The organism is Slackia isoflavoniconvertens (assembly GCF_003725955.1).
Taxonomy (GTDB): Bacteria; Actinomycetota; Coriobacteriia; order Coriobacteriales; family Eggerthellaceae; genus Slackia; species Slackia isoflavoniconvertens.
This window is the reverse complement of record NZ_QIBZ01000004.1, coordinates 131,335-157,541: the sequence shown is the minus strand read 5'-3', so window position 1 is coordinate 157,541 and position 26,207 is coordinate 131,335. Positions and strand designations below refer to the sequence as shown.

Annotated in this window: 23 protein-coding genes and 1 tRNA gene; 20 read left to right on the top strand and 4 right to left on the bottom strand. The window is 55.9% G+C overall.

Features of this window, described 5'->3' with window-relative positions; all coding sequences use genetic code 11:
- From DMP05_RS03345 to DMP05_RS03255, 19 genes are all read left to right on the top strand, one after another.
- On the top strand, positions 1-2,022 hold the full coding sequence (locus tag DMP05_RS03345; protein WP_123219153.1) for a dipeptide/oligopeptide/nickel ABC transporter permease/ATP-binding protein: 2,022 nt from the start codon (positions 1-3) through the stop codon (positions 2,020-2,022).
- Positions 2,022-2,852 (top strand): ABC transporter ATP-binding protein, encoded by an 831-nt coding sequence (locus DMP05_RS03340; protein WP_123219152.1) that lies wholly within the window; start codon positions 2,022-2,024, stop codon positions 2,850-2,852. The genes DMP05_RS03345 and DMP05_RS03340 overlap by 1 nt, the downstream gene beginning before the upstream one ends.
- A gap of 303 nt (positions 2,853-3,155) precedes the next feature.
- Positions 3,156-4,076 carry a dihydrodipicolinate synthase family protein gene (locus DMP05_RS03335; protein ID WP_123219151.1) on the top strand — a complete coding sequence of 307 codons (921 nt, stop codon included), beginning with the start codon at positions 3,156-3,158 and terminating at the stop codon, positions 4,074-4,076.
- A gap of 262 nt (positions 4,077-4,338) precedes the next feature.
- On the top strand, positions 4,339-5,265 hold the full coding sequence (locus DMP05_RS03330; RefSeq protein WP_123219150.1) for an ROK family protein: 927 nt from the start codon (positions 4,339-4,341) through the stop codon (positions 5,263-5,265).
- 10 nt (positions 5,266-5,275) lie between these two features.
- Positions 5,276-5,953 carry an N-acetylmannosamine-6-phosphate 2-epimerase gene (locus DMP05_RS03325; RefSeq protein WP_123219149.1) on the top strand — a complete coding sequence of 226 codons (678 nt, stop codon included), beginning with the start codon at positions 5,276-5,278 and terminating at the stop codon, positions 5,951-5,953.
- Between the two features lie 87 nt (positions 5,954-6,040).
- Complete coding sequence (locus DMP05_RS03320; protein ID WP_123219148.1) at positions 6,041-6,940, top strand: fumarate hydratase; 900 nt, start codon at positions 6,041-6,043, stop codon at positions 6,938-6,940.
- Between the two features lie 2 nt (positions 6,941-6,942).
- A complete protein-coding gene (locus DMP05_RS03315) occupies positions 6,943-7,491 on the top strand; it encodes a FumA C-terminus/TtdB family hydratase beta subunit (RefSeq protein ID WP_123219147.1) in 549 nt (182 codons plus the stop codon).
- Positions 7,478-8,248 carry a dTMP kinase gene (tmk, locus tag DMP05_RS03310; RefSeq protein ID WP_123219146.1) on the top strand — a complete coding sequence of 257 codons (771 nt, stop codon included), beginning with the start codon at positions 7,478-7,480 and terminating at the stop codon, positions 8,246-8,248. The genes DMP05_RS03315 and tmk overlap by 14 nt, the downstream gene beginning before the upstream one ends.
- On the top strand, positions 8,248-9,378 hold the full coding sequence (locus DMP05_RS03305; RefSeq protein ID WP_123219145.1) for a DNA polymerase III subunit: 1,131 nt from the start codon (positions 8,248-8,250) through the stop codon (positions 9,376-9,378). Before tmk ends, DMP05_RS03305 begins: the two co-directional genes overlap by 1 nt.
- Positions 9,371-10,813: a regulatory iron-sulfur-containing complex subunit RicT gene (locus DMP05_RS10225; protein ID WP_123219144.1), complete on the top strand. Its 1,443-nt coding sequence runs from the start codon at positions 9,371-9,373 to the stop codon at positions 10,811-10,813. Before DMP05_RS03305 ends, DMP05_RS10225 begins: the two co-directional genes overlap by 8 nt.
- 54 nt (positions 10,814-10,867) lie before the next feature.
- Positions 10,868-12,370 (top strand): nicotinate phosphoribosyltransferase, encoded by a 1,503-nt coding sequence (locus DMP05_RS03295; protein WP_123219143.1) that lies wholly within the window; start codon positions 10,868-10,870, stop codon positions 12,368-12,370.
- A 220-nt stretch (positions 12,371-12,590) separates the two neighbouring features.
- On the top strand, positions 12,591-13,520 hold the full coding sequence (locus tag DMP05_RS03290) for a DegV family protein (protein WP_123219142.1): 930 nt from the start codon (positions 12,591-12,593) through the stop codon (positions 13,518-13,520).
- A gap of 13 nt (positions 13,521-13,533) precedes the next feature.
- On the top strand, positions 13,534-14,508 hold the full coding sequence (locus DMP05_RS03285; RefSeq protein WP_342210433.1) for a radical SAM protein: 975 nt from the start codon (positions 13,534-13,536) through the stop codon (positions 14,506-14,508).
- A gap of 133 nt (positions 14,509-14,641) precedes the next feature.
- On the top strand, positions 14,642-16,123 hold the full coding sequence (gene thrC, locus DMP05_RS03280) for a threonine synthase (protein WP_123219141.1): 1,482 nt from the start codon (positions 14,642-14,644) through the stop codon (positions 16,121-16,123).
- Positions 16,120-17,004, top strand: a complete 885-nt coding sequence (gene thrB / locus DMP05_RS03275; RefSeq protein WP_123219140.1) for a homoserine kinase — start codon at positions 16,120-16,122, stop codon at positions 17,002-17,004. The genes thrC and thrB overlap by 4 nt, the downstream gene beginning before the upstream one ends.
- A 173-nt stretch (positions 17,005-17,177) precedes the next feature.
- A complete protein-coding gene (locus tag DMP05_RS03270) occupies positions 17,178-18,548 on the top strand; it encodes an aspartate kinase (protein ID WP_123219139.1) in 1,371 nt (456 codons plus the stop codon).
- Complete coding sequence (locus DMP05_RS03265; protein ID WP_123219138.1) at positions 18,541-19,566, top strand: aspartate-semialdehyde dehydrogenase; 1,026 nt, start codon at positions 18,541-18,543, stop codon at positions 19,564-19,566. The genes DMP05_RS03270 and DMP05_RS03265 overlap by 8 nt, the downstream gene beginning before the upstream one ends.
- A 26-nt stretch (positions 19,567-19,592) precedes the next feature.
- Positions 19,593-19,667: transfer RNA gene (locus tag DMP05_RS03260), tRNA-Thr, on the top strand.
- 208 nt (positions 19,668-19,875) lie between these two features.
- Entirely contained in the window at positions 19,876-20,655 is a 780-nt protein-coding gene (locus tag DMP05_RS03255; RefSeq protein ID WP_123219137.1) for an HAD hydrolase family protein, read from the top strand.
- A gap of 49 nt (positions 20,656-20,704) precedes the next feature.
- Here the strand turns inward: DMP05_RS03255 and DMP05_RS03250 are convergent, their stop codons facing one another.
- Entirely contained in the window at positions 20,705-21,064 is a 360-nt protein-coding gene (locus DMP05_RS03250; protein ID WP_123219136.1) for a hypothetical protein, read from the bottom strand.
- Between the two features lie 140 nt (positions 21,065-21,204).
- On the opposite strand from DMP05_RS03250, the gene glf reads away from it, so the two are divergent.
- Positions 21,205-22,323 (top strand): UDP-galactopyranose mutase, encoded by a 1,119-nt coding sequence (glf, locus tag DMP05_RS03245; RefSeq protein WP_123219135.1) that lies wholly within the window; start codon positions 21,205-21,207, stop codon positions 22,321-22,323.
- Positions 22,324-22,409: 86 nt separating this feature from the next.
- On the opposite strand, the gene DMP05_RS03240 is transcribed toward glf, so the two are convergent.
- The 3 genes from DMP05_RS03240 to DMP05_RS03230 form a co-directional block, all read right to left on the bottom strand.
- The gene (locus DMP05_RS03240; RefSeq protein ID WP_123219134.1) at positions 22,410-23,345 is read right to left on the bottom strand and encodes a glycosyltransferase family 2 protein; all 936 of its coding nucleotides are present in this window, start codon (positions 23,343-23,345) and stop codon (positions 22,410-22,412) included.
- 127 nt (positions 23,346-23,472) lie between these two features.
- On the bottom strand, positions 23,473-24,783 hold the full coding sequence (locus DMP05_RS03235) for an immunoglobulin-like domain-containing protein (protein WP_123219133.1): 1,311 nt from the start codon (positions 24,781-24,783) through the stop codon (positions 23,473-23,475).
- Positions 24,784-24,840: 57 nt separating this feature from the next.
- Positions 24,841-26,031 carry a glycosyltransferase family 4 protein gene (locus tag DMP05_RS03230; RefSeq protein WP_123219132.1) on the bottom strand — a complete coding sequence of 397 codons (1,191 nt, stop codon included), beginning with the start codon at positions 26,029-26,031 and terminating at the stop codon, positions 24,841-24,843.
- Positions 26,032-26,207: the final 176 nt, after the last annotated feature.

The following is a 26,207-nucleotide window of genomic DNA, read 5'->3' as shown; positions in this document are numbered from 1 at the left end:
ATGGCAGCTCAACTTCGAGGAAACCTTACTAAGAAAATGGAAGACGGCGCCGGCAAGGTGCACTTCCGTCGCTGGAAGGCAATGTCCATCGGCGCGCGTATTTCTCTTGTCGTGCTTGTCGCCGTCGTGCTCATCGCTTGTTTCGCGAACTTCATTGCGCCGCATGACCCGTTGGCGATTTACACCGCCCGTCAGGCTCCCGATGGGGAATTCCTCTTCGGTACCGACGATAAAGGCCGTGACGTTCTCTCGCGCATGATGTATGGCGCGCGTTACTCGCTGACCATCGGTCTTGGTGCTACCGCGTTTGCGCTTGTGTGCGGTTCTATCATCGGCTCGCTTGCCGCCGTTTCGCGCAAGTGGATCTCTGAAGTCATCATGCGTATCCTCGACATCATCATGTCATTCCCGGGTATCGCTTTGGCTGCTACGTTCGTCATCGTTTTCGGCAACAACCTGCCATCGTTGATTTTCGCCATTGGCTTTTTGTACATTCCTCAGATCGCCCGCATCGTTCGCGCGAACATCGTGAGCGAATACGGCAAAGATTACGTGCGTGCAGTTGTCGTTTCCGGCGCTCGTGCCCCGTGGATTCTGTGGAAGCATGTTGTGCGTAACTGCATCGCGCCGGTTTTGGTCTTTACCATCGTGCTCGTGGCAGACGCCATTGTTTTCGAGGCCTCGCTTTCGTTCATCTCTGCTGGCATTCCTGAGCCTACTCCCACGTGGGGCAATATTCTTGCCGACGCTCGTGCTGGCGTGCTTGCTGGCCGTTGGTGGCAGGCGTTGTTCCCGGGCTTGGCCATCATGATTACGGTTCTGTGCCTGAATATTCTTTCCGAAGGCATGACCGATGCTATGGCCGCCGCTCCGAAGGCTGCCATCAAGGCAAGCGACTCCGACCTGAACAGCGACCGCGAGGCTGACCGCCTTGTTGCCAACCCCGTGCTCGCGTACCAGGCCCAGGCTGCCTCTTTGGAGGAGCGTTTGGCCCAGCTTAAGATCGTCGAGAGCCAACGTACCGACCGTGCCGCATCGAACATTACCGCAGAACCTATTCTTGAGGTGAAGAACCTTTGCATCAAGTTCCCGCGCCATGGCGATGTGAACGTCGTTGACAACGTGAGCTTCAAGGTTCGCCCTCATCAGACCATGGGTCTGGTTGGCGAATCGGGCTGCGGCAAGTCGATCACGTCTCTCACCATCATGGGCCTGCTCGACCCCAAAGCGCAGGTATCTGGCGAGATTCTGTATCAGGGCAAGAACCTGCTTGCGATGACTGAGAAGGAAAAGAACCAGCTTCGCGGCCGCGAAATCGCCATGATTTATCAGGACGCGCTCTCTTCACTGAACCCTTCGATGCTCATCAAGACCCAAATGAAGCAGCTCACCAAGCGTGGTGGCACTCGCTCTGCCGAGGAGCTGCTCAAGCTCGTTGGCCTGGATCCGAAGCGTACGCTTGATTCCTATCCGCATGAGCTTTCTGGCGGCCAGCGTCAGCGCGTGCTTATCGCTATGGCGTTGACTCGCGACCCGAAGGTCGTTATCGCCGACGAGCCTACCACGGCTCTTGACGTTACGGTTCAGAAGCAGGTCGTTGACCTGCTGAAGCGCCTGCAGAAAGAACTCGGCTTCGCAATGGTCTTCGTGAGCCACGACTTGGCGCTCGTCGCTCAGGTTGCGAACTCTATTACCGTTATGTATGCGGGCCAGGTCGTCGAGCAGGGTTCGGTGAACGACATCCTCACCAACCCGATTCATGAGTACACCCGTGGCCTTCTGGGCTCCGTGCTTTCGATCGAAGCCGGTTCGGGTCGCCTGCATCAGGTTCCCGGCTCCGTTCCTTCGCCGAAAGACTTCCCGAAGGGCGACCGTTTCGCTCCTCGTTCGAGCCATCCCGACCTGCATTCGGACGTTCGACCGATTCTCAAGCACGATGGCACGTCGAACCATTGGTACGCCGAGCTGCCCGATGAAGAAATGAAGCGCCTTGGACTTACGCCGTACGGAGGTGAGCAGTAATGACCGAAACCTCGAATGCGAAAGAGCAGACGCCTATCATCTTCCTCGATGATATTCGTGTCGTGTTCAATACGCGCACGGGCTCCATTCTGCATCCCAATAAGGTGACCGCTGTTGATGGGCTCACGATTAAACTCATGCCTGGCGAAACCATCGGCATTGTTGGCGAGTCTGGCTGCGGCAAGTCCACTACGGCGAATGTTATGTGCGGTCTGCAGGCGCCTACGTCTGGCAAGGTGTACTTCAAGGGCGTTGACGTCACAAAGCGCACGGCCGATATGCGCAAGACCATCGGCCGCGTTATTTCGGTTGTCTTTCAAGATCCCGCCACGGCGCTAAACGCTCGCATGACTGTTCATGATCAGCTGCTCGACCCCATGATCGTTCACAACGTGGGTACGAAGGCTGAGCGTGAGAAGCGCATTAAAGAGCTTATTGAAATGGTCGGTCTGCCGAGCTCCGTTCTTGAGGCTTTGCCTGGCCAGATGTCCGGTGGTCAGCGTCAGCGCGTTGCTATTGCCCGCGCTCTGTCGTTGAAGCCCGATGCCATCATCGCCGACGAGCCCACTTCGGCTCTCGACGTTTCGGTTCGTGCGCAGATTCTGAATCTGCTTACCGACCTGAAGAAAGAACTGGGCCTTTCGATGGTATTCATCAGCCATGACATTCAGACGGTGCGCTATATTTCCGATAACATCATCGTCATGAACAAGGGTAAAGCAGTCGAGCGCGGCACCGCCGCCGAGGTGTTCAACAACCCGAAGGACGATTACACTCGTTTGCTTCTGGGTGCTGCCCCTTCTTTGCTCCATCCCGATTTGGGTCAATAACCCCCACACGGATATTTATGAAAAGCGTCGCTCGTAAGGGCGGCGCTTTTTCATGTTCTGCCCAGGTTCCCATGGCACCACGCCTCGCTACCGTTCGCATCGCTCACTATGCGCTCGGCTGACTGCGTTCAACTTATGAATAAAACCAGAATGAACGCAGACGATGCCATAGGAACCTGGGCAGAACATGCAGGGACGAGCTTTCTTTGTTCTTGGGCTGAATTTACCGCTTACCGCTTGACGCGTACCGACCAGGGCTTACAATTTTGATGTTTGCTGTATCCAATAGAAAAGGGTCTTCTCATGACTGAAAGCAAATTCCATGGCGTTATTCCTCCCGTGGTCATTCCTTTGACCGCCGAGCGTACGCTTGATCTTGAGGCTCTCGAGCGCTCGATCAACCGCATGATTGACGCAGGTGTTGATGGCCTGTTCTTCTTGGGCTCCTCGGGCGAGGTTGCCTTCCTTACCGACGCTCAGCGCTACCATGTGCTGCAGGAGGCCGTCGCCATGGTTCATGGCCGCGTTCCCGTTCTTGCCGGCATTATCGATATGGAGACCCTGCGTGTGGTCGATCAGGCCAAGCGTGCTACGGGCTATGGCGTCGACGGCCTTGTCGCGACCGCTCCGTTCTATGCCCTGGGCGGCCCCAAGGAAACAGAGCGTCATTTCCGCGCCATTCGCGAGCAGACCGATTTGCCGCTGTTCGCTTACGATCTTCCTGTCTGCGTTCACACGAAGCTCGACCCCACGATGCTCGTTCGCCTCGGCGAAGACGGTGTTATCCAGGGCGTTAAAGACTCCTCGGGCGACGACGTGAGCTTCCGTTGGCTGTGCCTCGAGAATGGAGATGCTGGCCATCCTCTGCAGGTCTTCACTGGCCACGAGGTGTGCGTCGATGGTGCTTACATGGCTGGCGCCGATGGCTCCGTTCCGGGCCTCGCCAATATCGACCCCTACAGCTATGTTGAGCAGTGGAAGGCCTTCCAGGCTGGTGATTGGGAGAAAGTCCGTCAGATTCAGGACCACCTCGCTCGCTTGATGTTCGTGACTCGCGTCGTGAAGGCGACCGTCGGCTTTGGTGCTGGTGTTGGTGCGTTCAAGACCGCTCTGTGGCAAATGGGCGTGTTCAACACGAACCAGATGCGCGAGCCCGTTCAGGCTCTCGAGGGCGAAGACGTTGCTGCCATTCGTGCGGTTCTCGAGCAGAACGGCATGATGTAGATTTGTTGCGCCGTCCTTACGGGCGGCGCTTCTTCGTTTGAGGCGTTATGGCGCCGTGCGGCCGCGAGGCGCATCAGCTTGCTCTTTGTGCAGGGCTTCCGCGTATGGAATACGAGTGGCTTCATGATGGGCAATCTGGCACGCTTCGTGGCCGTTTGCTGTTTTTGGCGCATAAGCGGTTGGCTCATAGCGTGTGGCCGTTTTTTTGCGGGAATTCCCGGTCGCGGCGTTGTGCGATCGGGATTGTTTTGGAGGTTTTCCTTTGGAATATCCATTCAGTGTTGTTGCTGTTGATGTGGGCGGAACGAAAATTGCGTGTGCCGTCGTGCGTTATGAAAACGTCGACGCTGCACCCATCATTCTTTCGAAGCGCTCGATTCCTACCGATGCGCAGCAGGGTGGGGAAGTCGTGCTTGCTCGCATTCTCGACCTTGTCGATGATGTGCGTGCCGAGGCTCTTTCTCATGGCGAAACCATCGTGGGCGTTGGCGTTGCGACGGCTGGTCGTGTTGACGTGGATACGGGCAATATCGCTTTTGCGAATGAAATCATGCCCGGATGGTCGGGGCAGCCGCTCGGCGATGCGCTGCGTGAGCGTTTCGAATGCCCGAGCGCTGTGCTCGGAGATGTGCAGTCGCATGCGCTCGGCGAGGCACGTTGGGGTGCGGCGCGTGGTGCGCAGACGGCCGTTGTCATGGCTCCAGGCACGGGCCTTGGCGGCGGTATTATTTGCCATGGCAAAATCGTTCGCGGCAAACATGGTTTCGCGGGTGAAATCGGATCGACGATGAATACCTTGGATGCCGGCGATGGCAATCTTGAGTCGGTGGCGGCAGGCAGCGGCATTGAGGCACGCTACTATGCTGCATGCGGTGTCCATCAAACCGGGGCCGAAATCTCCCATCGTGCGCAACTCGGTGAAGACATTGCACGTCAAACCATTGAAAATGCGGGCCGTGCTCTTGGTTTGGCGCTTGCTGGCTGGACGAATATCTTTGACCCCGATATCGCTGTAGTTTCTGGGTCCGTTACGAAGGCTGGCCCCATTTGGCGTGACGCGATGGTGTCGGCATTCAAGGAGCGCACTCCGGGCGTTCTCGCCGATTTGCCCATTGTCGATGCATCGCTCGGCGATAATGCGCCGCTCATTGGAGCTGCGGAAAATCTGCTGGATACTTTGAAGAACTAGGAGACGGGCAATGGATCCCATTATTGAACAACTCAAAGGCAAACTTATCGTGAGCTGCCAGGCGTATATGGGCGAGCCGCTTCGCCATCCCGAAACCATGGCGCAAATGGCTCGCGCGTGCGAGCTGGGCGGTGCGGGCGGCATTCGCTGCCAGGGCCTTTCCGACATTTCTGCCATTAAGGGCCGTACCGAGGTTCCCGTCATTGGCATTTGGAAAGAAGGCCATGAAGGCGTCTACATTACGCCGACCTTGCGTCATGCTCGTGCGTGCGTCGCGGCTGGCGCCGATATCGTTGCTATCGATGCTACCGATCGTCCTCGCACCGATGGCAAAACGCTGGAAGATACCGTGCGCCCGCTGAAAGAAGAGGGCGTGCTTGTTATGGCCGACTGCTCGACCATCGAAGACATTCGCCACGCTTTCGCCATCGGCTGCGATATCGCCTCTACAACGCTTTCTCATCCTGGCGCTGCCATCGATTGCGGCATGGCCGACGGCCCCGATGTGGCGCTGGTCGCCCAGGCTGTTGCGGAATTCCCCGACAAGCCTGTTATCTGCGAGGGCCGCGTGCATACGCCTGCCGATGCGAAGGCTGCAATGGATGCGGGCGCGTGGGCGGTTGTGGTTGGCACCGCCATCACGCACCCCACGAGCATTACTTCCTGGTTCGTCGAAGCGGTTGAGTAGCGCTTTTCGCGTCGCATAATTTCGTGCATCTTATATAGCCCGTATTCGTCGAAGCTTATTCGACGGGTGCGGGCTATACTTGTCTTTATGGATACTACGAAACTCATTACTAAACAGGCCGTGGCGAAAGCCGTGTATGAGGCCATCCCGAATGTCGCTTGCGTGCTTCCGTGCGACGTGAAACGCTCGCTTGCGGAAGCCCGAAAGGCCGAGGGCGAATCACGCGGCGCCCTCGTTCTTGACCAGCTTCTCGAAAATGCGGAAATCGCTGAGCGCGATTGCGTCCCCATTTGTCAAGATACGGGAACGTGCTGGGTTTGCCTTGAAGCAGGTCCCGATGTGCTCGTGCCGGGCGACGTGTTTGCGGAAACTGATGATGCGGTTGCTCGCGCATATAGCGAAGCGCTTCTTCGCAAGAGCGTTGTGCGTGATGCGTTTTTTGATCGTACGAACACCGGCGACAACACGCCCGCTTTCACCGATATTCATTTCAGCGAAAAAGCTGGATGCAGGTTGCATGTGCTGCTGAAAGGTGGCGGGTCCGACAACGCTTCGCGTGTGGTTATGCTGCCGCCAGGCGCAGGCAAGCAGGGCATTCTCAATGAAGTCATGGATTGCGTTCGACATAAGGCGGCAAATGCGTGCCCACCGCTCGTGATTGGCGTTGGCATCGGCGGCACGTTCGATAAGGTCGCTGGCATGGCGAAATCGGCGCTCTTGCGCCCCGTTGGCTCTTCAGCGAAGGACGAACGCACGGTGGAACTCGAAAACGAGCTGCTCGATATGGTGAACGTGACGGGTATGGGCCCTGGCGCTCTTGGAGGCAAAACGTTGGCGCTTGCTGTGCATGTGAACACGGCGCCGTGCCATATCGCGGCTTTGCCGCTCGCCATTAATATGGGCTGTTCTGCTATGCGTCGCGCTACGTTTGAATTTAACGCTCAGACAGGTGAATTCGAGCGCGTTGATACGGAAACGGGGGAGTAGGCATGGCCGATTCGATGAATTCTCCTCTCGCATTGGAGCTGCCCCTTTCCCGCGAGGCGCTTGCCTCTCTTCGCGCTGGCGATGCCTGCACGCTCTCGGGCGCTATGTACACGCTGCGAGACGCCGGCCACATGCGTTTGCTCGACGAGCTGCACGAGCGAGGATGCCTTCCGTATGATTTGGAGGGCGCCACGATTTTTTATGCGGGGCCGACACCTCCTGCGGCAGGTCGACCCTTTGGTGCGGTTGGTCCTACCACGGCATCGCGCATGGATTTCGCTGCTCCTGAGCTGCATCGGGCGGGCATTGCCGCCACAGTGGGCAAGGGAGTGCGCAACCAAGCTGTGATTGATGCGTGCGTTGAAACCAGTTCGGTCTATTTCGTTGCTACGGGCGGCGCTGCGGCGCTTTTGGCCCAGCGCGTTGAATCTGGCGAAGTCGTCGCATATGACGACTTGGGCACTGAAGCTTTGCGACGCATCGTTGTGCGAGATTTCCCCGTCTTCGTAGGCGTCGATGTGAAGGGAAGTTGTATTTATGACCTCGAATAAGGCCGGTCAACGCCGCGGCGTCTTCGTTTCGTTTGAAGGTGGCGAAGGTGCGGGCAAAACGACCCATATTCGCTTTTTGGCAGAAACGCTTGAAGCGCGCGGATTTGAAGTGGTGCGCTTGCGCGAGCCGGGTGGTACCGCTATAGGCGACAAGCTGCGCAGCATCGTGCTCGATCCGGGTAATGCCGCGATGTGCGATGCATGCGAGCTTCTTGTGTACGAAGCGGCACGTGCGCAAATCGTTGAAGAGGTCATTAAGCCGGCGCTCGATCGCGGGGCCGTGGTTTTGTGCGATCGTTTCTTCGATTCCACGACGGCGTATCAGGCGTACGGTCGTGGGATCGATGCCGATTTCGTGAGGCGCGCTAACCAATTTGCATGCCAGGGCGTTGTTCCCGACAGAACTATTCTGCTTGTTCCGCCTTCGACGAAAGACGGCTTGATTCGCGCGACGAAAAACGATGGCGCTGATCGCCTTGAATCTGCGGGGGTCGAGTTCCATGAGCGTGTGCGCAATGCGTTTGCCGAAATCGCCGCTGATGACCCGAAGCGCATTCGCACGGTGTATTCGGCAGACAAGAAGTCGAAAACGTCTCAGGCTGTTTTCGCCGAACTTGCTGACATTTTTCCGTTTATGGTAGAACTGCTTGCGGATGAATCGGGCGCGCATTTTGCACCGCTCGACACCAAGAAGCCTCATACCGGAAAAGCGACGTTTGCCGCTCCTGTTTCGCATTCGAAAAACGGGGCCGAATAATGTCTGACGTCTTCGACGGGATTTTCGGGCAACCCAAAGTTCGTGATTTCTTGCGTGCGTGCGTGCGCGGCGATCGCGTGAGTCATGCGTATTTGTTCACGGGGCCAGCGGGTTCGAATAAAACGGCGGCGGCGTTCGCGCTCGCGAAGGCCATCGTGTGCGAAGGCGACCCATGTTCCTCATGCGAGGCGTGTTCGGCAGACACGTGCCGCCTCATCGACCGCAAGTCCCATCCCGACGTGCATTACCTCGCTCCAGAAGGTGCCCAGGGCTATGTTGTCGAACAAATTCGCGAGCTTGTCGCCGATTCCCAGCTGGCTCCGCTTGCTGGCAGGCATAAGGTGTATATCCTCGATCGGGTCGACTCGCTTGGTACGTCGGCCGCGAACGCGTTTTTGAAAACGCTCGAAGAGCCGCCCGACGACGTCACGATCATCTTGCTTGGCCGCACCCGCGAAGCCGTGCTGCCGACTATCGTGTCGCGCTGTCAAGTTGTGCCGTTTCGTCATATTCCGGCGAGCGAGGCGTCGGGCATTCTGGCCCAGAATACGGGCTGCACTCTTCCCGAGGCAGCCATTGCTATTCAGGCGGTGGGCGGCTCCATCACGAAGGCGGCTCAGTTTTTACGCTCCAAGGAGCGAGGCGTGTTCCGCACGAAAATCATAGGTGCCATGGGCTCGCTTTTGCGCGCAGATGACCTCGATATTCTTGAGTATGCCCGCGATTTGGTTTTGGCGTCCAAAACGCCGCTCGATGAGGTGCGTCGTGAACAAGAGCGCAATTTGGAAGAAAAGGCTGAATTCCTGCAGGCTTCGGCTCTCAAGCAGCTTGAAGCCCGCCAGAAGCGCGCCATGAGCGCGGCGTCCATGGAATTGTTGCGCCAAATGTGCTCGATAGCTCGCGCTTGGCTTCGCGACGTGGGAGTATGCTGTGCAGGCGACGATTCTCTCGTCGTCAACGTCGATGTGGCTGCGTCTATTCACGACGCCGCCGCCCGCACCACGCTCGAGCGCGTTACGCGCGCACAGGAGTGTGTGAGCGCCTGCGAAGACGCCATTTCGTATAATGTTTCTCCGCAAGTGAGCATCGAATCGATGCTTTTCGAGATAAGAGAGGTTCTCTATGCCTAACGTCGCTGCCGTCAGGCTTACCTATAACCCTCGGGTGTTGTGGTTCGATCCCAATGGAGTCGAGTTCTCCGCGGGCGATGCGCTTATCGTGAAAACCGAGCGCGGCCTGGAATACGGCGTGGCCGATGAAAACCTGAAAGAGGTTTCCGAAGACGCCATCGCGAAACTTAAAAGCCCCTTGAAGCCCGTGATGCGCAAAGCCACGTCTGAAGATTCCGCGAAGTGGGCGAATCTTCAGGCTCAGGCCGAAGAGGCGCTTCCTGTTTTCAAGGAAATGGTCGAGCAATACAAGCTCGACATGCATCCCGTGACCGTCGAATTCCTTTTCGATGGCGACAAAGCGATTTTCTATTTTGAAGCAGACGAGCGTATCGATTTCCGCGAACTCGTGCGTGCGCTCGCCGCGAAATTCCACGTTCGAATCGATATGCGTCAAATCGGCGTGCGCGACGAAGCGCGCATCGTCGGCGGCTTCGGGCACTGCGGCCAGGAGTTGTGCTGTGCTCGCTTAGGCGGCCAGTTCAATCCAGTGTCAATTCGAATGGCGAAAGACCAGGATTTGTCGTTGAACCCGCAAAAAATCTCGGGTTTGTGCGGTCGCCTCATGTGTTGCCTTCGCTATGAATCAGATACCTATAAGGAATTCAAGTGCCATTGCCCCAAGCAAGGGTCCATGGTGAAGGTGCCGGGCGGCGAAGCGAAGGTCGTTGAAATCAACGTGCCCCGCGAAACCGTCACGCTGCAGGTCGAAGACAAGCGCGTGCGTGTTCCTGTTGCCGAGATGGGTGTCGACAAAAAGTCGGGTAAGCCGAATTCTGTTTCCGCCGACGTGCTCGAAGCTGCCATCAATGCCGCGAATCCGAATATGCAGGTTGCGGAAATCGTCGATCGCTCGATTTTCACAGGCACCGATAAGCTCGCCGAAGCGCCCGTGGCACGCCATAATGAGAGCTCCCGTAAATCACGCAAGGCCGAAGCCGACGAGGAGCAGGGCCGTTCTTCGCGCCGCCGTCGTCGTTCGCGTGGCGCTTCCTCGCAAGCTACGGTTGAAGAGAAGCGCGATTCGCAGCGCAAGCAGCGTTCTCGCGGCGAAACCGCAGGCGGCGAAGACCAACAGAAGCAGGGCCAGGGTCGTGTGAAACGCCGCAGTTCGCAAACCGCCCAGGGTTCGAAACGCCGCGATGGCCAGGCTTCTCAGAATGTGCAGCCTAAGCGTTCCTCCGATAAGCCGCAGCAGCAGAAAAACCGCGGCGCGGCACAAAAGCAAGATAAGCCCAAACAACAACGTCGCCCCGGGCAGCGTTCCTCGGGCCTGTCTCAGACGAAGGCTCAAGGCTCGCAGCAGACTCAGGCAAGCGAAACCTCGACGCATAGGCGTCCCCGTCGTCGCACACATAAAGCGCAGGGCGGCGAGAGTCAGAACCGCGAGCAATAACCCAAAATGGGACAGGAATAAGCTCCTGTTCCATTTTTTGAAAGGAGCATCAAGATGAAAACCCTCGACGAGCCAACCGTTGAAAACGGAACGCCGCGCTTGGCGTATGGGCTGCTTACCGACTTGTATCAGCTCACTATGGCGCAAGGGTATTGGGAAAATGACAAGCTTGACGAGCAGGCGTGCTTCACGGTTTTCTTCCGCGATGCTCCTTTCAAAGGCGGCTTTGCCATTGCGTGCGGTATGTCGCAGCTCGCGGAAATGATCGATGGGTTCGAATTCACCGAATCTGATATCGAATACCTGGCGGGGCTCAATGCTCCCGGCGGCGGAAAGCTCTTCAAGGCGAAGTTCCTTGAATACCTTCAGGCTCTGAAGCTTTCGGTGGACATCGACGCCGTGCGCGAGGGCGAGGTTATTTTCCCGATGGAACCCATCGTTCGCGTCATGGGCCCCATTCTTGAATGCCAGCTGCTTGAGACCGCGCTTTTGAATTGCGTGAATTTCCAAACGCTCATCGCGACGAAAGCGGCTCGTGTGTGCCTTGCTGCGAAAACGCCTGTTGCGGAATTCGGCCTGCGCCGCGCGCAAGGCGCAGGCGGTTCGCTGTGGGCGAGTCGCGCTGCGGTTGTCGGCGGATGCGCCTCGACTTCCAACGTGCTTGCGGGCAAGCTCTATGACATTCCTGTTTCAGGCACGCATTCCCATTCTTGGGTCATGTCGTTCGATAGCGAACTTGAAGCTTTCCGCGCGTATGCGAAATGCTTCCCCACGAACTGCGTTCTGCTCGTCGATACGTACAACGTGAAAAAAGGCATTGAAAATGCCATTACCGTGGGCCTCGAAATGCGCGAGCGCGGAGAAAAGCTTGCCGGCATTCGCATCGATTCGGGCGACCTTGCGTGGCTTTCGCGTTATGCGCGCGAGCGCCTCGATGCAGCGGGCCTTACCGATTGCGGCATCGTGCTCTCGAACGATTTGGATGAGTATACGATCGAATCTATTCGCGAGCAGGGCGCGAACGTTATGAGCTGGGGCGTTGGCACGAAGCTCGCAACCGCGTATGACCAGCCGGCGCTTGGCGGCGTGTATAAGCTGTCGGCTACGAAATCGCAGGGCGACTCGAAATGGAAGGCTCGCCTCAAGGTAACTGAGATGTCGAGCAAGCTCACGCTCCCAGGCGTTCTCGATGTGCGTCGCTTCTTCTTCGAAGACGGGCGCATCGCAGGCGATATGGTTTTCGACGTGAATGAACCGGTAAATGCCGAAGACAAGATCATCGATCCATCCGACTTGCTTCGCCAGAAATCGCTTGCGGGGCTTGCGAGCGAGACGCTGCTTCGTCCGCTTTCGCGTGATGGCAAATCGGTGCTCGCCGCCGAAGACCGTTGCGCTATGGCCGCGCAGGCGCGTGCGAAAGAAGCTCTTAGAAAGCTTGACGAATCTCAGAAACGCTTGCTGAACCCCCATACGTATCCCGTGGGTCTGGAAGAGGGCATGTGGCATCGCCGTGCGGCGCTCGTGGCGGAGCTTCGTGGCCAAAAAATCGGCTGGTAAGAATTCTTGTTTCAACTCGAGCGCGGAATAACAAGGCGGCATCGGGCCTTATGGTTCGATGCCGCCTTTTGCGTTGTGGGGATGTTTCGGTGCGCTCGGCATAAGTGACAATTTGATTCTATTTTGACAAAGCGACTCGAATGCTGCCGTGACCTGATATAGTTCGTCTGTCAAAGTATTGCGCGTAAGGAGCGCGGAATCGCTTTCAGAAAGGCCACGAATGACCGCGAAATGCAATCTTATTATCGACTCGTGTTGCGATTTGCCGCTGGAGATGGTGCAGCGCGAGGGCGTGTATCTCGTTGAATTCCCGTTCCTCTTCGACACCGAGCAGCATCTCGACGATTTCGGCGTGAGCATGCCCGCCAAGGAATTCTACGACCGCATGCGCAAGGGCAATTTCCCTACGACGTCTCAAATTTCCATTCCCGCTTACACCGAGGTGTTTGAGCGCGCTGCGCAATCGGGCATTCCTACGGTGTATTTGAGTTTCTCTTCGGCGCTTTCGGGCAGCTACAATGTGTCGTTGCTCGTGCGCGATCAGCTTCAGGAAAAGTACCCCGATATGCAGCTGCACATCGTCGATACCAAGCTTGCTTCTGTTGCGGAAGGGGCTTTGGTATATGAAGCCCTGCGCCAGCGCGATGCGGGCCTTACGGCTGAAGAGCTCGTCGAGTGGGCTGAAGAGGCGCGCTATTTCCTTAACATGATGTTTATGGTCGACGACCTTGAGTCGTTGCGTCGTGGCGGCCGCATTCCCGATGGCGTTGCTGCGGCGGGTGCGAAACTCGATGTGAAGCCTATGCTCACTATCGATTTGGAAGGCAAGCTCACCTTGAAGGGTGTGGCCCGCGGCCGCAAAAAGGGCATTCGCCAGCTCGCTCAGTTCTATCTCGATAAAGTTTCTCAGGACGGCCCTTCGGGCGCCATTGTGACGGGCAATGCCGATTGTCCTAAAGACCTTGAGCGCATGCATGAGCTTATCGCGAAGGAACAAGAAGATGCCATGTTCCTTGATTTGCATATTGGTCCCGTTATTGGAACCCATGTGGGCCCCGGTATGATTGCAATCGTATTTTGGGGACAAGACCGCCGAGAGGACCTTTCGGTAGCCGATCGCATCGCACGTAAAATCAAAGGCGGCGCTTAGGCGATCGATGGGTGTGCGCGATAACACGTCATGTATGGAAGAGGCCGCTCTTTCGACGGCCTCTTTTTCTGATGCCACGATTTCCTTGCTTGAACATTGCTCGCTCTGTCCTCGTGCGTGTGGTGCGAATCGCGTAGCGGGTGCGCGGGGCGTGTGTGGCGCGGCTGATGAGCTGCGCATCGCCCGGGCCGCCCTTCATTTCTGGGAGGAGCCGCCGATTTCGGGCAATATGGGCAGCGGGGCCGTTTTCTTCTCGAATTGCCCGCTGCATTGCGTGTATTGTCAAAACGAACCCATCGCGAACGGCAGCTGCGGCGTCGATGTGAGCGTGCGTCGTCTTGCTTGTATTTTTTTGGAATTGCAGGACCAAGGCGCTCTTAATGTGAACCTCGTAACGCCAACGCACTATGTGCCCCAAATTATCGAAGCGGCAAAGCTCGCGCGTGAAGCGGGGCTCACCATTCCGTTTGTGTACAACACTTCAGGCTACGAAACGCCAGAAACTATCGCTTTGCTCAAAGGGCTCGTCGATACCTATCTGGTCGATTTTCGCTATATCGATGCCCAGACGGCGCGCAGCTATTCGAAAGCGCCAACGTACCCCGAATTCGCTATGGCTTCGCTCGATGCGATGGTGGAACAGGGCGCGCACGTTATCGTTCGCGTGCTGCTGCTTCCGACGCACTTGGAGGAAACAAAGCGAATCGTGCGATATGTGCATGAAACCTATGCCGTGCAAGAAACGCTCGGCCAGCTTAAGCTTTCTCTCATGAGCCAATACACGCCTATGGGAGCGTTTCCGTTGCATCCTGAACTTGAGCAGAGAGTCGATCCTGAAGCGTTCGAGGAGCTTCTCGATTATGCCGACGATATCGGCTGCGATGATTATTTCTGGCAAGAGGGGGGAGCTGCCGAAGAAAGTTTCATTCCCGATTTCGCCTCGCATGAAGGAGTTGTGGGCCCCGAGCTCGCTTCGTGTGCCGAGTGATCTATCGCTTGTGGCTTTCGGCTGCCATGTCGGCCGTTTACCGCTGGTGAGCGGTGTATTTAACAAAGCTGTAATATTGCATTGCCCGCGCTTGGTATGCTAGAGCGAATTCAACCAAACGAAAGGGCGGCATATGACTTCGATGTACCACAGCACTCGAAACGCCGATGCATGCGTGTCCGCGAAACGCGCGGTGCTCAATGGCCTTGCTTCCGATGGCGGCCTCTACGTTACCGATGCGCTGGGCGAAACGAAAATCGATCTCGAACGCGTTGTGACGAACACGTATCGCGAAAATGCCGCGTATATTTTGGGTACGCTGCTCGATGATTATTCCGCTGAAGAAATTGAGTCGTGCGTTAAGGCTGCATACAAAGGCACCTTTGAAACCGATGACGTTGCGCCCGTGGTAAAGGTCGGCGATGCGTTCGTGCTCGAACTCTTCCGCGGCCCGACAAGTGCCTTCAAAGATGTTGCGCTGCAGATGCTTCCTCAGCTCATGAGCCGAGCTGCGCAAGGCGCGGGCGAAAAAATCATGATTCTTGCCGCAACGAGCGGCGATACCGGCAAGGCTGCTTTGGCTGGTTTCGCGAATACGCCCGGGCTGGGCATTACCGTGTTCTACCCGCATAACGGCACAAGCGAAATCCAGCGATTGCAAATGGTCACCCAGGCCGGCGACAACGTTGCCGTCGCTGCCGTCGAAGGCAATTTCGACGATACCCAAAGCGCCGTAAAGCGTATTTTTGGAGACGAGGCGCTGCGCGAGCGTCTTGCGGCGCAGGATACGGTGCTTTCAAGCGCGAACTCCATTAATATCGGCCGTTTGGCTCCGCAGGTCGTGTATTACTTCGATGCCTATGCCCAGCTCGTTCGCGCAGGCGAAATCGCATGCGGCGATGCCGTCGAATTCTGCGTTCCCACCGGAAACTTCGGCGATGTGCTTGCTGGGTATTTTGCGAAGCGCATGGGCCTTCCCGTTGGCAAGCTTATTGTCGCGAGCAACTGCAATAACGTGCTGTCCGATTTCCTTACCGAGGGCGTGTACGACCGCAATCGCGAGTTCTTTAAAACCATTTCTCCTTCGATGGATATCTTGATTTCGTCGAACCTTGAGCGCCTTCTGTACTACGCGAGCGATGGCGCTGCTGGGTTTGTTGCTGGCCTTATGGGCGACCTTGCGAAAACGGGTCGTTATCAGGTGCCCGACGAGGTGCTTGCGCGTATTCAGGAAACGTTCGCCTGCGGCTGGGCGAGCGACGAGCAGGCCGAGGCTGCCATGAAGGAATGCCACGATGCAACGGGCTATGTGCTCGATCCCCATACGGCGTGTGCGTGGCATGTTTCAAAGATGCATCCTCATTCCGAAGGCGTTCCCCGCGTGGTGCTTTCTACCGCGAGCCCGTATAAGTTCTGCCATGACGTGTGCGAGGCGCTGGGTCTGGCTGCGCCGCAGGACGATTTTGCTTGCATGCGCGAACTCGAAGGCGCGAGTGAAACGAAAGCTCCTGCCGCTTTGGCCGCCCTCGAAAACGCCGATGAGCGTTTCGGCGACGTGATCGCGGTTAGCGACATGTCTTCTTATGTTGAAACGAAATGCGGTGAGTTGTTGTGAGCGTAAAAATTACGGTGCCGGCTACGTCGGCGAATCTTGGCATTGGCTACGACTGCCTGGGTATGGCGGTTTCCCTGTATTCGGAATTCACGTTCGAACGTGCTGATGAGCTGCAGATTTCGGGTTGCTCCGAGAAGTATCGCAATGAAAATAATCTCGTGTATCGAAGCTTTGAGCTTGCGCTTGCGCACTGGGGCGAGGAGCCGTTTCCTATTAAGCTGCATATCGATGCAGCGATTCCCGTTTCACGTGGTTTGGGTTCCTCGTCGACGTGCACGGTTGCGGGCATCATGGGTGCCGCTGCGCTCACGGGCCGCATTGTGGGTCGCGCTGAGGCGGTGAGCATCGCGACCGAAATGGAAGGCCACCCCGATAACGTCGCTCCCGCCATTATGGGGTCGCTCGTGTGCTCGTTTACGCCGCAGGGCGAATTGCCGAATTGCATTCGCTATAACGTGAATCCGAACCTGCGCTTCGTCACGGTTATTCCGCCTTACGAGGTTAAAACCGAGGAGGCGCGCAAGATTGTGCCTCAGGAAGTGCCCCTGTCTACCGCTGTGTGGCAAATGGGACGCATCTCTGGCCTTACGCGCGGTTTGGAGTCGGGTGACGTTCGTCTTATCGCTGCCGCCTGCGACGACAAAATCCAAGAACCCTATCGCCGTGAACTTATTCCCGATTACGATGAGGTGCGGGAGGTTTGCCTGAATGGTGGTGCGGCTACGCTGTGGATTTCTGGTTCGGGTTCCACCCTTATGGCGGTAACCGATGATGGACTGGTCGCTGAAAGCCTGCGAGCGCGCCTGCAGAGTATGCATCCCGATTTCCAGGTGCATGTGCTTGAGTGCGACACTCAGGGAGTGCGCATTCAACTTGCATAACACTCAAACGCGCCAAGGGGTATGTCTCCTCGGCGCGTTTTCGTATTTTGACTGAGGCTCTCAAATAGGTACCACATATGGTGACTTCTGGCCATCTGCCGAAAGGGCTTGCGCTTTTGCATGCTAAAGTGGCATCATCGATTTTACGTGTACTGCGCATCGAAGGTAGTTCTATGATTAAGATTACGAAGTTCGGCGGCTCGAGTGTGAGTTCTGCCGGCCAATTCAAAAAAGTCAAGGCAATCGTCCAGGCCGACCCCTCTCGCCGTTTTGTCGTCGTGAGCGCCGCCGGCAAGCGTGATAAGTTCGACAGCAAAATTACCGACTTGCTGTATTTGGTGAACGCTCACTTGCAATACCACGTGACATGCGATGACCTTCTGGGCACTATCGGCCAGCGCTTCTGCGAAATTGCCAAAGAATTGAATCTGAGCTACCCCATTTCCCATGAATTCGGCATCTTCCGCGAGCTCGCGAAGCGTGGAGAATACACGCCTGAGTATATCGTGAGCCGCGGCGAATACTTCACGGGTCGCATGATGGCTGAATATTTGGGCTTCCCGTTCGTCGATGCTGCTGACGTTATTACGTTCCGCGCCGATAGCTCTATCGATATGGATAAGACTTCCGAAAAGCTCAAGGCTGCGATCGGCGAGGAAAAGTGCTTCGTGCTTCCTGGCTTCTATGGCGCGACGGAAGATGGCAAAATCAAGCTGCTCGACCGCGGCGGCGGAGACATCACGGGCGCGATTGTGGCTCAGTGCCTGGGCGCCGACTTGTATGAGAACTGGACCGACGTTTCCGGCTTCCTTACAGCCGACCCACGCATCGTCGATAATCCGAAGTCGATTTCGCGCATTACCTACGCCGAACTTCGCGAGCTTTCTTACATGGGCGCGAGCGTGCTGCATGAAGAGGCGATTTTCCCGGTGAAAGATGCCGGCATTCCGCTTGTGATTAAGAATACGAATGCGCCCGACGACCCCGGCACCGTGATTTCCGAGGAAACCGAGCCTGGCGTGGCCGAGCCGCTCATCACGGGTATTGCGGGCAAGAAAGATTTCGTCGCTATTCACGTGAAGACGAACCATATGTCGAGCAAGGTTGGCTACATTCGCAAAACTTTGTCGATTTTCGAGCGCTATCGCGTGAGCATCGAGCACATTCCCACGGGCATCGACTCGTTTGCCGTGGTGGTGCAGGGCAGCGATGTGAAAGATTGCCTGTATTCCATTGTTGCCGATATTAAAAGCGAGCTCGAGCCCGACGAAATCAAAATCGTCGATAGGCTTGCGCTTATTTCCACGGTCGGCCGCAACATGCCGAGTCGCCCGGGCACTTCGGGCCGCCTGTTCGGCGAACTGGGCCATGCGGGCATCAATATTCGCATGATCGCGCAGGGATCCGAAGAGCTTGACATTGTTGTTGGCGTCGATGTCGACGATTTTGAGCGTGCTATTCGCGTTATTTACGGCGCGTTTGTCGATAGTGACGATAACATCATTACTGTCGAGGAAGCCGAAGAGGAGGCGACCAATGAGTAGCTACAACGTCGGAATTCTGGGTGCGACGGGCGCTGTGGGCCAGCAGATGCTCGAGTGCCTTCAGGAGCGTGATTTCCCTGTCGCTGGTTTGAGGCTTTTCGCGAGTGCGCGCAGTGCTGGCAAAACGATCGAATTCAAGGGCGAAAAAGTCGTCATTGAAGAAGCCACCCCGCAGTGCTTCAAGGGTTGCGATATCGTCTTGGGCGCCGCTGGCGATGGCATCGCCAAGGAATTGCTTCCGCATGCCGTGGAAGCGGGCGCAACGGTCATCGACAATTCGCACGCCTTCCGCATGGATGAAGATGTGCCCCTGGTTGTGCCGGAAATCAATGGCGAAGATGTGAAATGGAATAAGGGCATTATTGCGAACCCGAATTGCGCCACCATTATCGGTCTTGTTCCTACGTGGCCGCTTCATCAGGCCGCGGGCGTGCAGCGTATGATTGTGAGCACCTATCAGGCCGCGAGTGGCGCAGGCGTGCCGGGCATGCGCGAGCTCGAGGCGCAAATTGCGGCGATGGGCAAGGGCGAACCTATGCCTGAGCCGAGCTCATTCGCTGCTCAGCTTGCGAGCAACCTCATTCCTCAGATTGGTGGCTTTAAATACGAGGGCTTCACTTCGGAAGAGATGAAGTTTCAGAACGAGGGCCGCAAAATCATGCATCTTCCCGAGTTGCGCGTGAATTGCACCTGTGTTCGCGTGCCCGTTCTTCGTTCGCATTCCGAAAGCATCACGCTTGAATTCGAACGCGACATCACGCTTGAGCAGGCTCGCGAGGTTCTCGCTTCGGCTCCTGGCGTGAAACTCGTTGACGATCGAGACGCCGCTGATGCGCACGACCGTTTCCCGATGCCTATCGATACGAGCGACCAAGACCTTATTTGGGTTGGCCGCATGCGTCGCGATATCTCGAACCCCAATGAATCGCGCGGAATCACGTTCTGGTGCTGCGGCGATCAGATTCGCAAGGGCGCCGCGACCAATGCTGTGCAAATTGCTCAGCTGCTTGTAAAGTAGTTGTGGTACACTAACCAAGCTCACTTGCCAGTGTGGCGCAACGGTAGCGCAACTGATTTGTAATCAGTCGGTTGCAGGTTCGATTCCTGTCACTGGCTCCATGAACGAACTAAGGCCGACATACCGTCGGCCTTTTTTATGGATGTCGCGCGGTGTTCTCAATGGTGCCTTGTCTTTCTGTTGTTGCTGTTCGGGCTGTGTTTAGCCCGCATTTGAGTCGATGCGCCTGATTAGGATGCTGCTTGCTCGCTATGAGCGCGGTTATAGTTCGTTTGCTTCATGCAATCGAGCCGATAGGGATGAAGGCATATGCGCAAACATTATTTCTTTTTCGATATTGATGGCACCTTGGCTGCGGGGCCGATTATGGGGCGGTATATCCCCGAATCGACGAAGCGAGCGCTCGAAATCTTGAAATCTGAAGGCCATTTCCTCGCGATATGCACGGGACGCCTGCATGCGATGGGTGAGGGCTTCATGCATGAGCTCGGGTTCCAGAATATGGTGGCCGACGGCGGCAATAGCCTTACGCTCGATGGCGAGTTTTTGGGAATCAAACCGCTCGATACGCAAGCATGTATCGACGTTATCGAGGAATGCGAGCGACTCGGCGTTGTATGGGCGATCTCTTTCGACGATTCGCGCCGCCGCTGGACTCGCTATGCCAACTACGATGCGCTTGTGCATGATTCGTATATGGAGACGGTTGTCGACCTGGAGCTCGATTATCGTTCGATTGAGTGCTTCTATAAGGTCTATGTGATTTGCTCGCCCGAAGAAGAGGGGCGCATTGCCTCTCTATCGAAAGTGCCTACGGCGCGTTTCAGCCCATATGCCGTATTCGTTGAGCCCGTTGATAAGGGCGAGGGAATCAAGCGCTGCATGGCGCACTTAGGGGCGTCGATCGAAGACGTCGTGGTATTTGGCGACGGCAGTAATGACGTGTGCATGTTTTTACCTGAATGGACGAGCGTTGCCATGGGGAACGCCATCGACGAGCTGAAGCAGCGTGCCGATTACGTGACGACCAATGTCGACGATGACGGCATTTGGAATGCGTGCGTTCACCTCGGGTTCATCGAAGCCTGACGAATCTGCTTAAAACCTGTTACATGCTCGTAGCGTTTAACGGGTTTTTCTATTTCCTGGGCGCTTTCTTTGCGCGGTCGGTAAGTCGCCAGCGGTAGTTGGGGTTGTGCTTGAGGAAATTCCTGCGGCAGATGAACGTAATGCCGAGCATGATGAGCGTGGTTGCCAAGCAGGTAATGAAGAAATCGGCCACGAACGCATTGCTTTCAATCCATGCGTAGAGCGTTGCGAGCGCAAAGAGAATCGACAGGCCGCCGTTTAGGGCGATGAAGATTTTTATGACTGCCTCTTTGGCGCGCGCCGGCGTGTATCGCCACGACATGAATATATAGACGACGATACCGATTATCGCGAGTATTGCGAGAAGGGGCAAAACGCGGTAAAGGCGCGCTGCGAGCATTGCGGGCATGAAGCCCTCCTATCATTAATATCGCGCTTTGCGCGGAGTGTTCATGTGCGCCCTCATGATATCGCATGTCGAACGGGCGAAAGAGTATACTACTGTAAGTTTGTTATGCGACGTTTCCGATTCGTTAAGGAGAAAACCGCATGTCTCAGTACGATTATCTTATTGTAGGCGCAGGCCTTACGGGCGCTGTTTTTGCACATGAGGCAAAAAAGCTTGGTAAGAAATGCCTCGTTATCGATCGCCGTAATCATATTGCTGGCAATATCTATACCGAAGAGGTCGAGGGCATTAATGTGCATCGTTATGGTGCGCACATCTTCCACACCTCTTTGCGCGGCGTATGGGATTACATGAACCAATTCTGCGAGTTCAATAACTACGTGAATTCTCCCGTTGCGTATATCAATGGTGAAACGTATAACATGCCGTTCAACATGAATACGTTCAGCAAGCTCTGGGGTGTTTTCACGCCTGCTGAAGCAAAAGCAAAGATTGCTGAGCAGGTTGCTGCCGAGAATATCGGCGAGCCTACGAATCTTGAGGAGCAGGCGCTTTCCCTCGTCGGACGCGACATCTTCGAAAAACTCGTGAAGGGCTACACCGAGAAGCAGTGGGGTCGAGATTGCAAAGATTTGCCCGCCAGCATCATCAAACGCCTGCCATGCCGCTTCACCTATGACAACAATTATTTCAACGACCGTTTCCAGGGCATTCCTATGGGCGGCTATACGAAGATGGTCGAGCGCATGCTTGAGGGCGTAGAGGTACGTTGCGGCGTCGAATACAAAGAACTCATTTCAGAACAGCCCGACATAGCCGATCGAACGATTTACTGTGGCCCGATTGATGCTTTTTATGACTTCAAATTGGGCACGCTGGAATATCGCAGCCTTCGTTTCGAGAGTGAGATTCTTGACGAAGAGAACCATCAGGGTGTTGCGGTCGTGAATTACACGGCTCGCGATGTTCCTTATACCCGTGTCATTGAACATAAGCATTTTGAATTCGGCACCCAGCCGAAAACCGTTGTGACGCGCGAGTATCCTGCCGACTGGAAACCTGGCGACGAGCCCTACTATCCCGTGAATGACGCACGCAATGAGGCGCTGTATGCTGAGTATGAAAAGCTTGCAGCAGAGGAAGGTGACGTGGTGTTTGCGGGTCGTCTGGGCGGCTATAAATATTACGATATGGATAAAGCTGTCGCAGCCGCGTTTGATTTGGTGAAAAACGAGCTTGGCGTCGAAATCGCAAAATAATTTTTCGAACCTTCGCTCCATAGAAAAAGAGATCCGCGTTCGCGGATCTCTTTTTCTATAGTTCTTGTTTTAACAAATGGGAACGGCTATTCGTTATCCTTCGACATGAACTTATAGACCTCGAGCTCCCATTGCTTGCGGTTGGCTTTCGCCACCGAATCGAGGATGAGGCCGGCTGTCATGGACAGACATCCGCAGAACACGAGCCCCACGGCGAGCACCGTCGAGGGAATGCGCAGCACCACGCCCGTGGCAACGAACGCCGTGATTACGGGGATGCCCACGATAAGGCCGAGCGCCACGAGGATGAGCGAGATCCAGCCGAAGAAGGCGAGCGGCTTGTATTCCTTGAACAGGCTTGCGATGGCCTTGAGTACCTTCGCGCCGTCGCCGAAAGTCGACAGTTTCGAGTAGCTGCCCTCGGGGCGGTCGCGGTACTCGATGGGCACGTCGATAATGCGCCAGCGCTTGTCGACCGCGTGGATGGAGAGCTCGGTCTCGATCTGGAAGCCCTCGGAGAGCACGGGCATTGTCTTGACGAAAGCGCGGTTGAAGGCGCGGTAGCCCGTCATGACGTCGTCGAAGGCGAAGCCGTAGATGGCCTTGATAAGCCAGCGCACGAGGTCGTTGCCGAAGCCGTGGAACGCGCGGTCGTTCTCCTCGCCGTAGCTGCCATTGGACAGGCGGTCGCCGACCGTCATGTCGGCCTCGCCCGCGGCGAGCGGCGCGATGAGGTCGCGGGCCGCCTCGGCGGGGTAGGTGTCGTCGCCGTCGACCATGATGTAGTAGTCGGCGTCGATGTCGCGGAACATCGAGCGCACGACGTTGCCCTTGCCCTGGCGCGGCTCGCGGCGCACAATGGCGCCGTGCTCGGCCGCTATCTTCGCGGTGTCGTCCTTCGAATTGTTGTCGTAGACGTAGATGGCCGCCTCGGGCAGCTCACGCCTGAAGTCGTCGACCACCTTCGCGATGGTCACGGCCTCGTTGTAGCACGGTATGAGAACCGCGATGCTTTCGCTCATCAAAGCCTCCGTTAGGGACTGCTCGTGTTTTTAAAACATAAACTAGAAAATTATATCCTCTAGAGAGTTGCGATTCACTGCCATTTTGGCATGCAAACAATCGGCAAAAATCTCAACCGCAGTTTTTCTATTGTTCGTTTACGAGATACACGAAGCTATCGATGGAGTATTCTCCCGAAATGCGCACTCGATTAAGGGCCGTTACGTCATCTCCGATGTAGCACCAATCGTTTTTCGTAGTGAAGGCGCAGTTTAGGCCCGCTTCAGAGACAGCCGTCTGTCCATCGGGGGTCGTATCGCCAAAGGGGTAGGCAAATGCTTGCCCACTTCCGACGATTGACGCGCTGTCGCGAAGGTCGTTTAGAATTTCGTCTTTCGTCATGGCCGAGATACGTCCTCCGTGGCCAATGGTTCCACCGGGTTGGTGCATAGAGACGGAATGGCTTTCGAATTGCACATAGGGACTGGCGTATTTCGCGACTTTATTTGCGGCGGCGGTTTGGTCGCTGCAAATCATGAAGGAAGTTACCGGGATGCGATGCTTGCTTGAAAGCGCGTCAAGGAAGCCAAGCGTTCCGTCTTCTCCGTCGTCGAAGGTGAGCACGACGCTTTTGGCAGGGAGACTGTGTTTGCCTTCAATGAATGCTTGCACTTCTGGGAAAGAGGGGTAATAGAACCCATTGTCGTTGAGGTATTGCATGTGCTCATCAACCTTGGTGTCAAGGATCCAGTTGCCATTGAGGTCGCTTGGCGGATTGCTCGCATCGTACACATAATGATACATGAGTACCGGGACACCTGTTTTCATCGTGTCCATGGTGTCAACGACATGCACGGTGCGTTCTGCCTTGGCTGCATGGCCCTCAGAATCGCTTGCCGTATAGGTGATGATGTAGTCGCCTGCCGTATTCGGGTCTACGCTGCCGCTCGTCTCGATTGCTGGCGTCAAAACTCCATGACTTGGCGACGCTGCATGCGCGCCGCCCTCTATGTATTCTTCTCCGCGGAGCATATAGGTATCAGCGTCGCCATTGACGCCGATAACGATATCGCCCGGGTCGTCGTTGGGTTGTGGGGTCGTTTGCTCCTCTTTGGCGTAGGCCGCTGATTGTTGAGTCTGTTGTACGTTGCCGAGGGGGCCTTGTGCGCTCGTGGCGGTGTTGAACGCTTTGACGGCGCCAAAGCACAGTGCGCAGAGGGCGATAATCGCGACGCACGATAGCGCTGCGACTCGTGCGCGTTTTTTATTCCTCAGCTCGCGTTCCCTTGCGGCATATCTGTGGGCATGGCGGCTGTATTGGAACGACTCGCCGGGTTGCGAAGTTGCTTGACGGCGTGTTCGGGTCGATTGCCCATCGGGCTTAGCTTTTGGCCTCGTGACCCTTGAGTGCGATTGATACTGTCTGTGCTCGTTGTGCGTCTCGTTGTTATACGGCATTGCATTCCTCCCCTCTGCAAATACGCCTTGTAGAACATCGTACGTGAGCAATTGGCGCTAAGGTTGTTCGTCTGAGCTTTCGTCGGTATGCGAAGATGACGAAGTATTGCCCGAAACTGCATTGAATTGCTCATTGATTCGTTTTTTGCCTGTAGACGGGCGCGGATTGTAATGATGCTGCAAAACAGGGCCCAATAGGTTTAGCTTAATAACGAAGAATGCCGAAACGCCAAGCGCAAGACAGACGAACGGCAGGCGGGCAAGCCCGTGCATTTCGGTGATGAAGAGGGCGGAAACGGACAAAATCGCTGTCCATCCCCACATGATGAGAACGGTTGATCGTTGGCTGTAGCCCTCTGAAAGCAACCGGTGGTGGATGTGCCCACGATCGGCTTGCATGACAGATTGGTGCTGACGCTTTCGGCGGATGATGGCGGCAGCCGTATCGATTACCGGCACGCCCGCGACGATGATGGGCATGAGCAGCGAAACGAAGAGCGTTGATTTCGTGGTGGCGAAAAGTGAGACAACGCCAAGCGACATGCCAAGCAAAATGGATCCTGAATCCCCCATAAAGATGCTTGCGGGGTGGAAGTTGTATCGAAGGAAGCCAGCGCATACGCCGACGAGCGCCAGTCCGAAGAAAGCTGCCTCCGGACGTACGGTGAGAATGGCGAATACGACCATGGCGGCCGAAGAGATTGCCGTAATGCCGGCCGCTAAGCCGTCAAGGCCATCAATGAGATTGATGACATTGCAAAAGGCGACCAAGTAAAACACCGTAATGGGGTATGAGAGCCAACCGAACATAAGCTGTTCGTGGCCAAATGGGTTCATCATATCGGTGAGTAAAAGGCCCGACGCCGCCACAATCGTCGCCGCAATGACCTGCCCCAGAAATTTATGCATGGGGCGTAAGTCGAATATGTCGTCGGCTACGCCAACGAGGAACGCGAGCGTTATACCCGCGAAAATTCCAGGGTAGGAAATTTCGCGGGTTACAAACGAATGTAGGGGGAAATGCCAATCAAAGAAAGTGACGCCGCCGATGATGACCGCGAGGCCGCATAAAAGACCGCCGAACATTGCCACGCCGCCAAAGCGCGCGGTGGGTTGTTTATTGACTCGTCGTTCACTGGGGTAGTCTACTGCATCAATCTTGAATGCGAGCCGTTTAACGGGCGGAACGAGCGCCATGGTGGTAATGCACGCAACCGCTGCCACGATGGCATATTGCAACCAGGTCATGCACGCTCCTCGCTCGATTGAATGTGTAGGAATACGAAGTCATCTTCGACGTCCTTCTTGGTACCAAACGGATATTCTATAATACATATTCACGTAACAGCGCATAATTATGCCGAAGAACATGCTCCTCAATCGTTCCTTCAATTTTCGAACTGGAGTGGTCGTGCTTCGAGAGG

What these genes read in the sequence shown, in the direction of transcription:
- DMP05_RS03340 (WP_123219152.1), top strand. Translation starts at nt 2,022, where the DNA reads ATGACCGAAACCTCGAATGCGAAAGAGCAGACGCCTATCATCTTCCTC.
- DMP05_RS03345 (WP_123219153.1), top strand. Translation starts at nt 1, where the DNA reads ATGGCAGCTCAACTTCGAGGAAACCTTACTAAGAAAATGGAAGACGGC.
- DMP05_RS03240 (WP_123219134.1), bottom strand. Translation starts at nt 23,345, where the DNA reads ATGAGCGAAAGCATCGCGGTTCTCATACCGTGCTACAACGAGGCCGTG.
- DMP05_RS03265 (WP_123219138.1), top strand. Translation starts at nt 18,541, where the DNA reads ATGAGTAGCTACAACGTCGGAATTCTGGGTGCGACGGGCGCTGTGGGC.
- DMP05_RS03255 (WP_123219137.1), top strand. Translation starts at nt 19,876, where the DNA reads ATGCGCAAACATTATTTCTTTTTCGATATTGATGGCACCTTGGCTGCG.
- DMP05_RS03305 (WP_123219145.1), top strand. Translation starts at nt 8,248, where the DNA reads ATGTCTGACGTCTTCGACGGGATTTTCGGGCAACCCAAAGTTCGTGAT.
- DMP05_RS03250 (WP_123219136.1), bottom strand. Translation starts at nt 21,064, where the DNA reads ATGCCCGCAATGCTCGCAGCGCGCCTTTACCGCGTTTTGCCCCTTCTC.
- DMP05_RS03315 (WP_123219147.1), top strand. Translation starts at nt 6,943, where the DNA reads ATGGCCGATTCGATGAATTCTCCTCTCGCATTGGAGCTGCCCCTTTCC.
- DMP05_RS10225 (WP_123219144.1), top strand. Translation starts at nt 9,371, where the DNA reads ATGCCTAACGTCGCTGCCGTCAGGCTTACCTATAACCCTCGGGTGTTG.
- DMP05_RS03235 (WP_123219133.1), bottom strand. Translation starts at nt 24,783, where the DNA reads ATGCCGTATAACAACGAGACGCACAACGAGCACAGACAGTATCAATCG.
- DMP05_RS03290 (WP_123219142.1), top strand. Translation starts at nt 12,591, where the DNA reads ATGACCGCGAAATGCAATCTTATTATCGACTCGTGTTGCGATTTGCCG.
- DMP05_RS03230 (WP_123219132.1), bottom strand. Translation starts at nt 26,031, where the DNA reads ATGACCTGGTTGCAATATGCCATCGTGGCAGCGGTTGCGTGCATTACC.
- DMP05_RS03270 (WP_123219139.1), top strand. Translation starts at nt 17,178, where the DNA reads ATGATTAAGATTACGAAGTTCGGCGGCTCGAGTGTGAGTTCTGCCGGC.
- DMP05_RS03320 (WP_123219148.1), top strand. Translation starts at nt 6,041, where the DNA reads ATGGATACTACGAAACTCATTACTAAACAGGCCGTGGCGAAAGCCGTG.
- glf (WP_123219135.1), top strand. Translation starts at nt 21,205, where the DNA reads ATGTCTCAGTACGATTATCTTATTGTAGGCGCAGGCCTTACGGGCGCT.
- DMP05_RS03325 (WP_123219149.1), top strand. Translation starts at nt 5,276, where the DNA reads ATGGATCCCATTATTGAACAACTCAAAGGCAAACTTATCGTGAGCTGC.
- tmk (WP_123219146.1), top strand. Translation starts at nt 7,478, where the DNA reads ATGACCTCGAATAAGGCCGGTCAACGCCGCGGCGTCTTCGTTTCGTTT.
- DMP05_RS03295 (WP_123219143.1), top strand. Translation starts at nt 10,868, where the DNA reads ATGAAAACCCTCGACGAGCCAACCGTTGAAAACGGAACGCCGCGCTTG.
- thrC (WP_123219141.1), top strand. Translation starts at nt 14,642, where the DNA reads ATGACTTCGATGTACCACAGCACTCGAAACGCCGATGCATGCGTGTCC.
- DMP05_RS03335 (WP_123219151.1), top strand. Translation starts at nt 3,156, where the DNA reads ATGACTGAAAGCAAATTCCATGGCGTTATTCCTCCCGTGGTCATTCCT.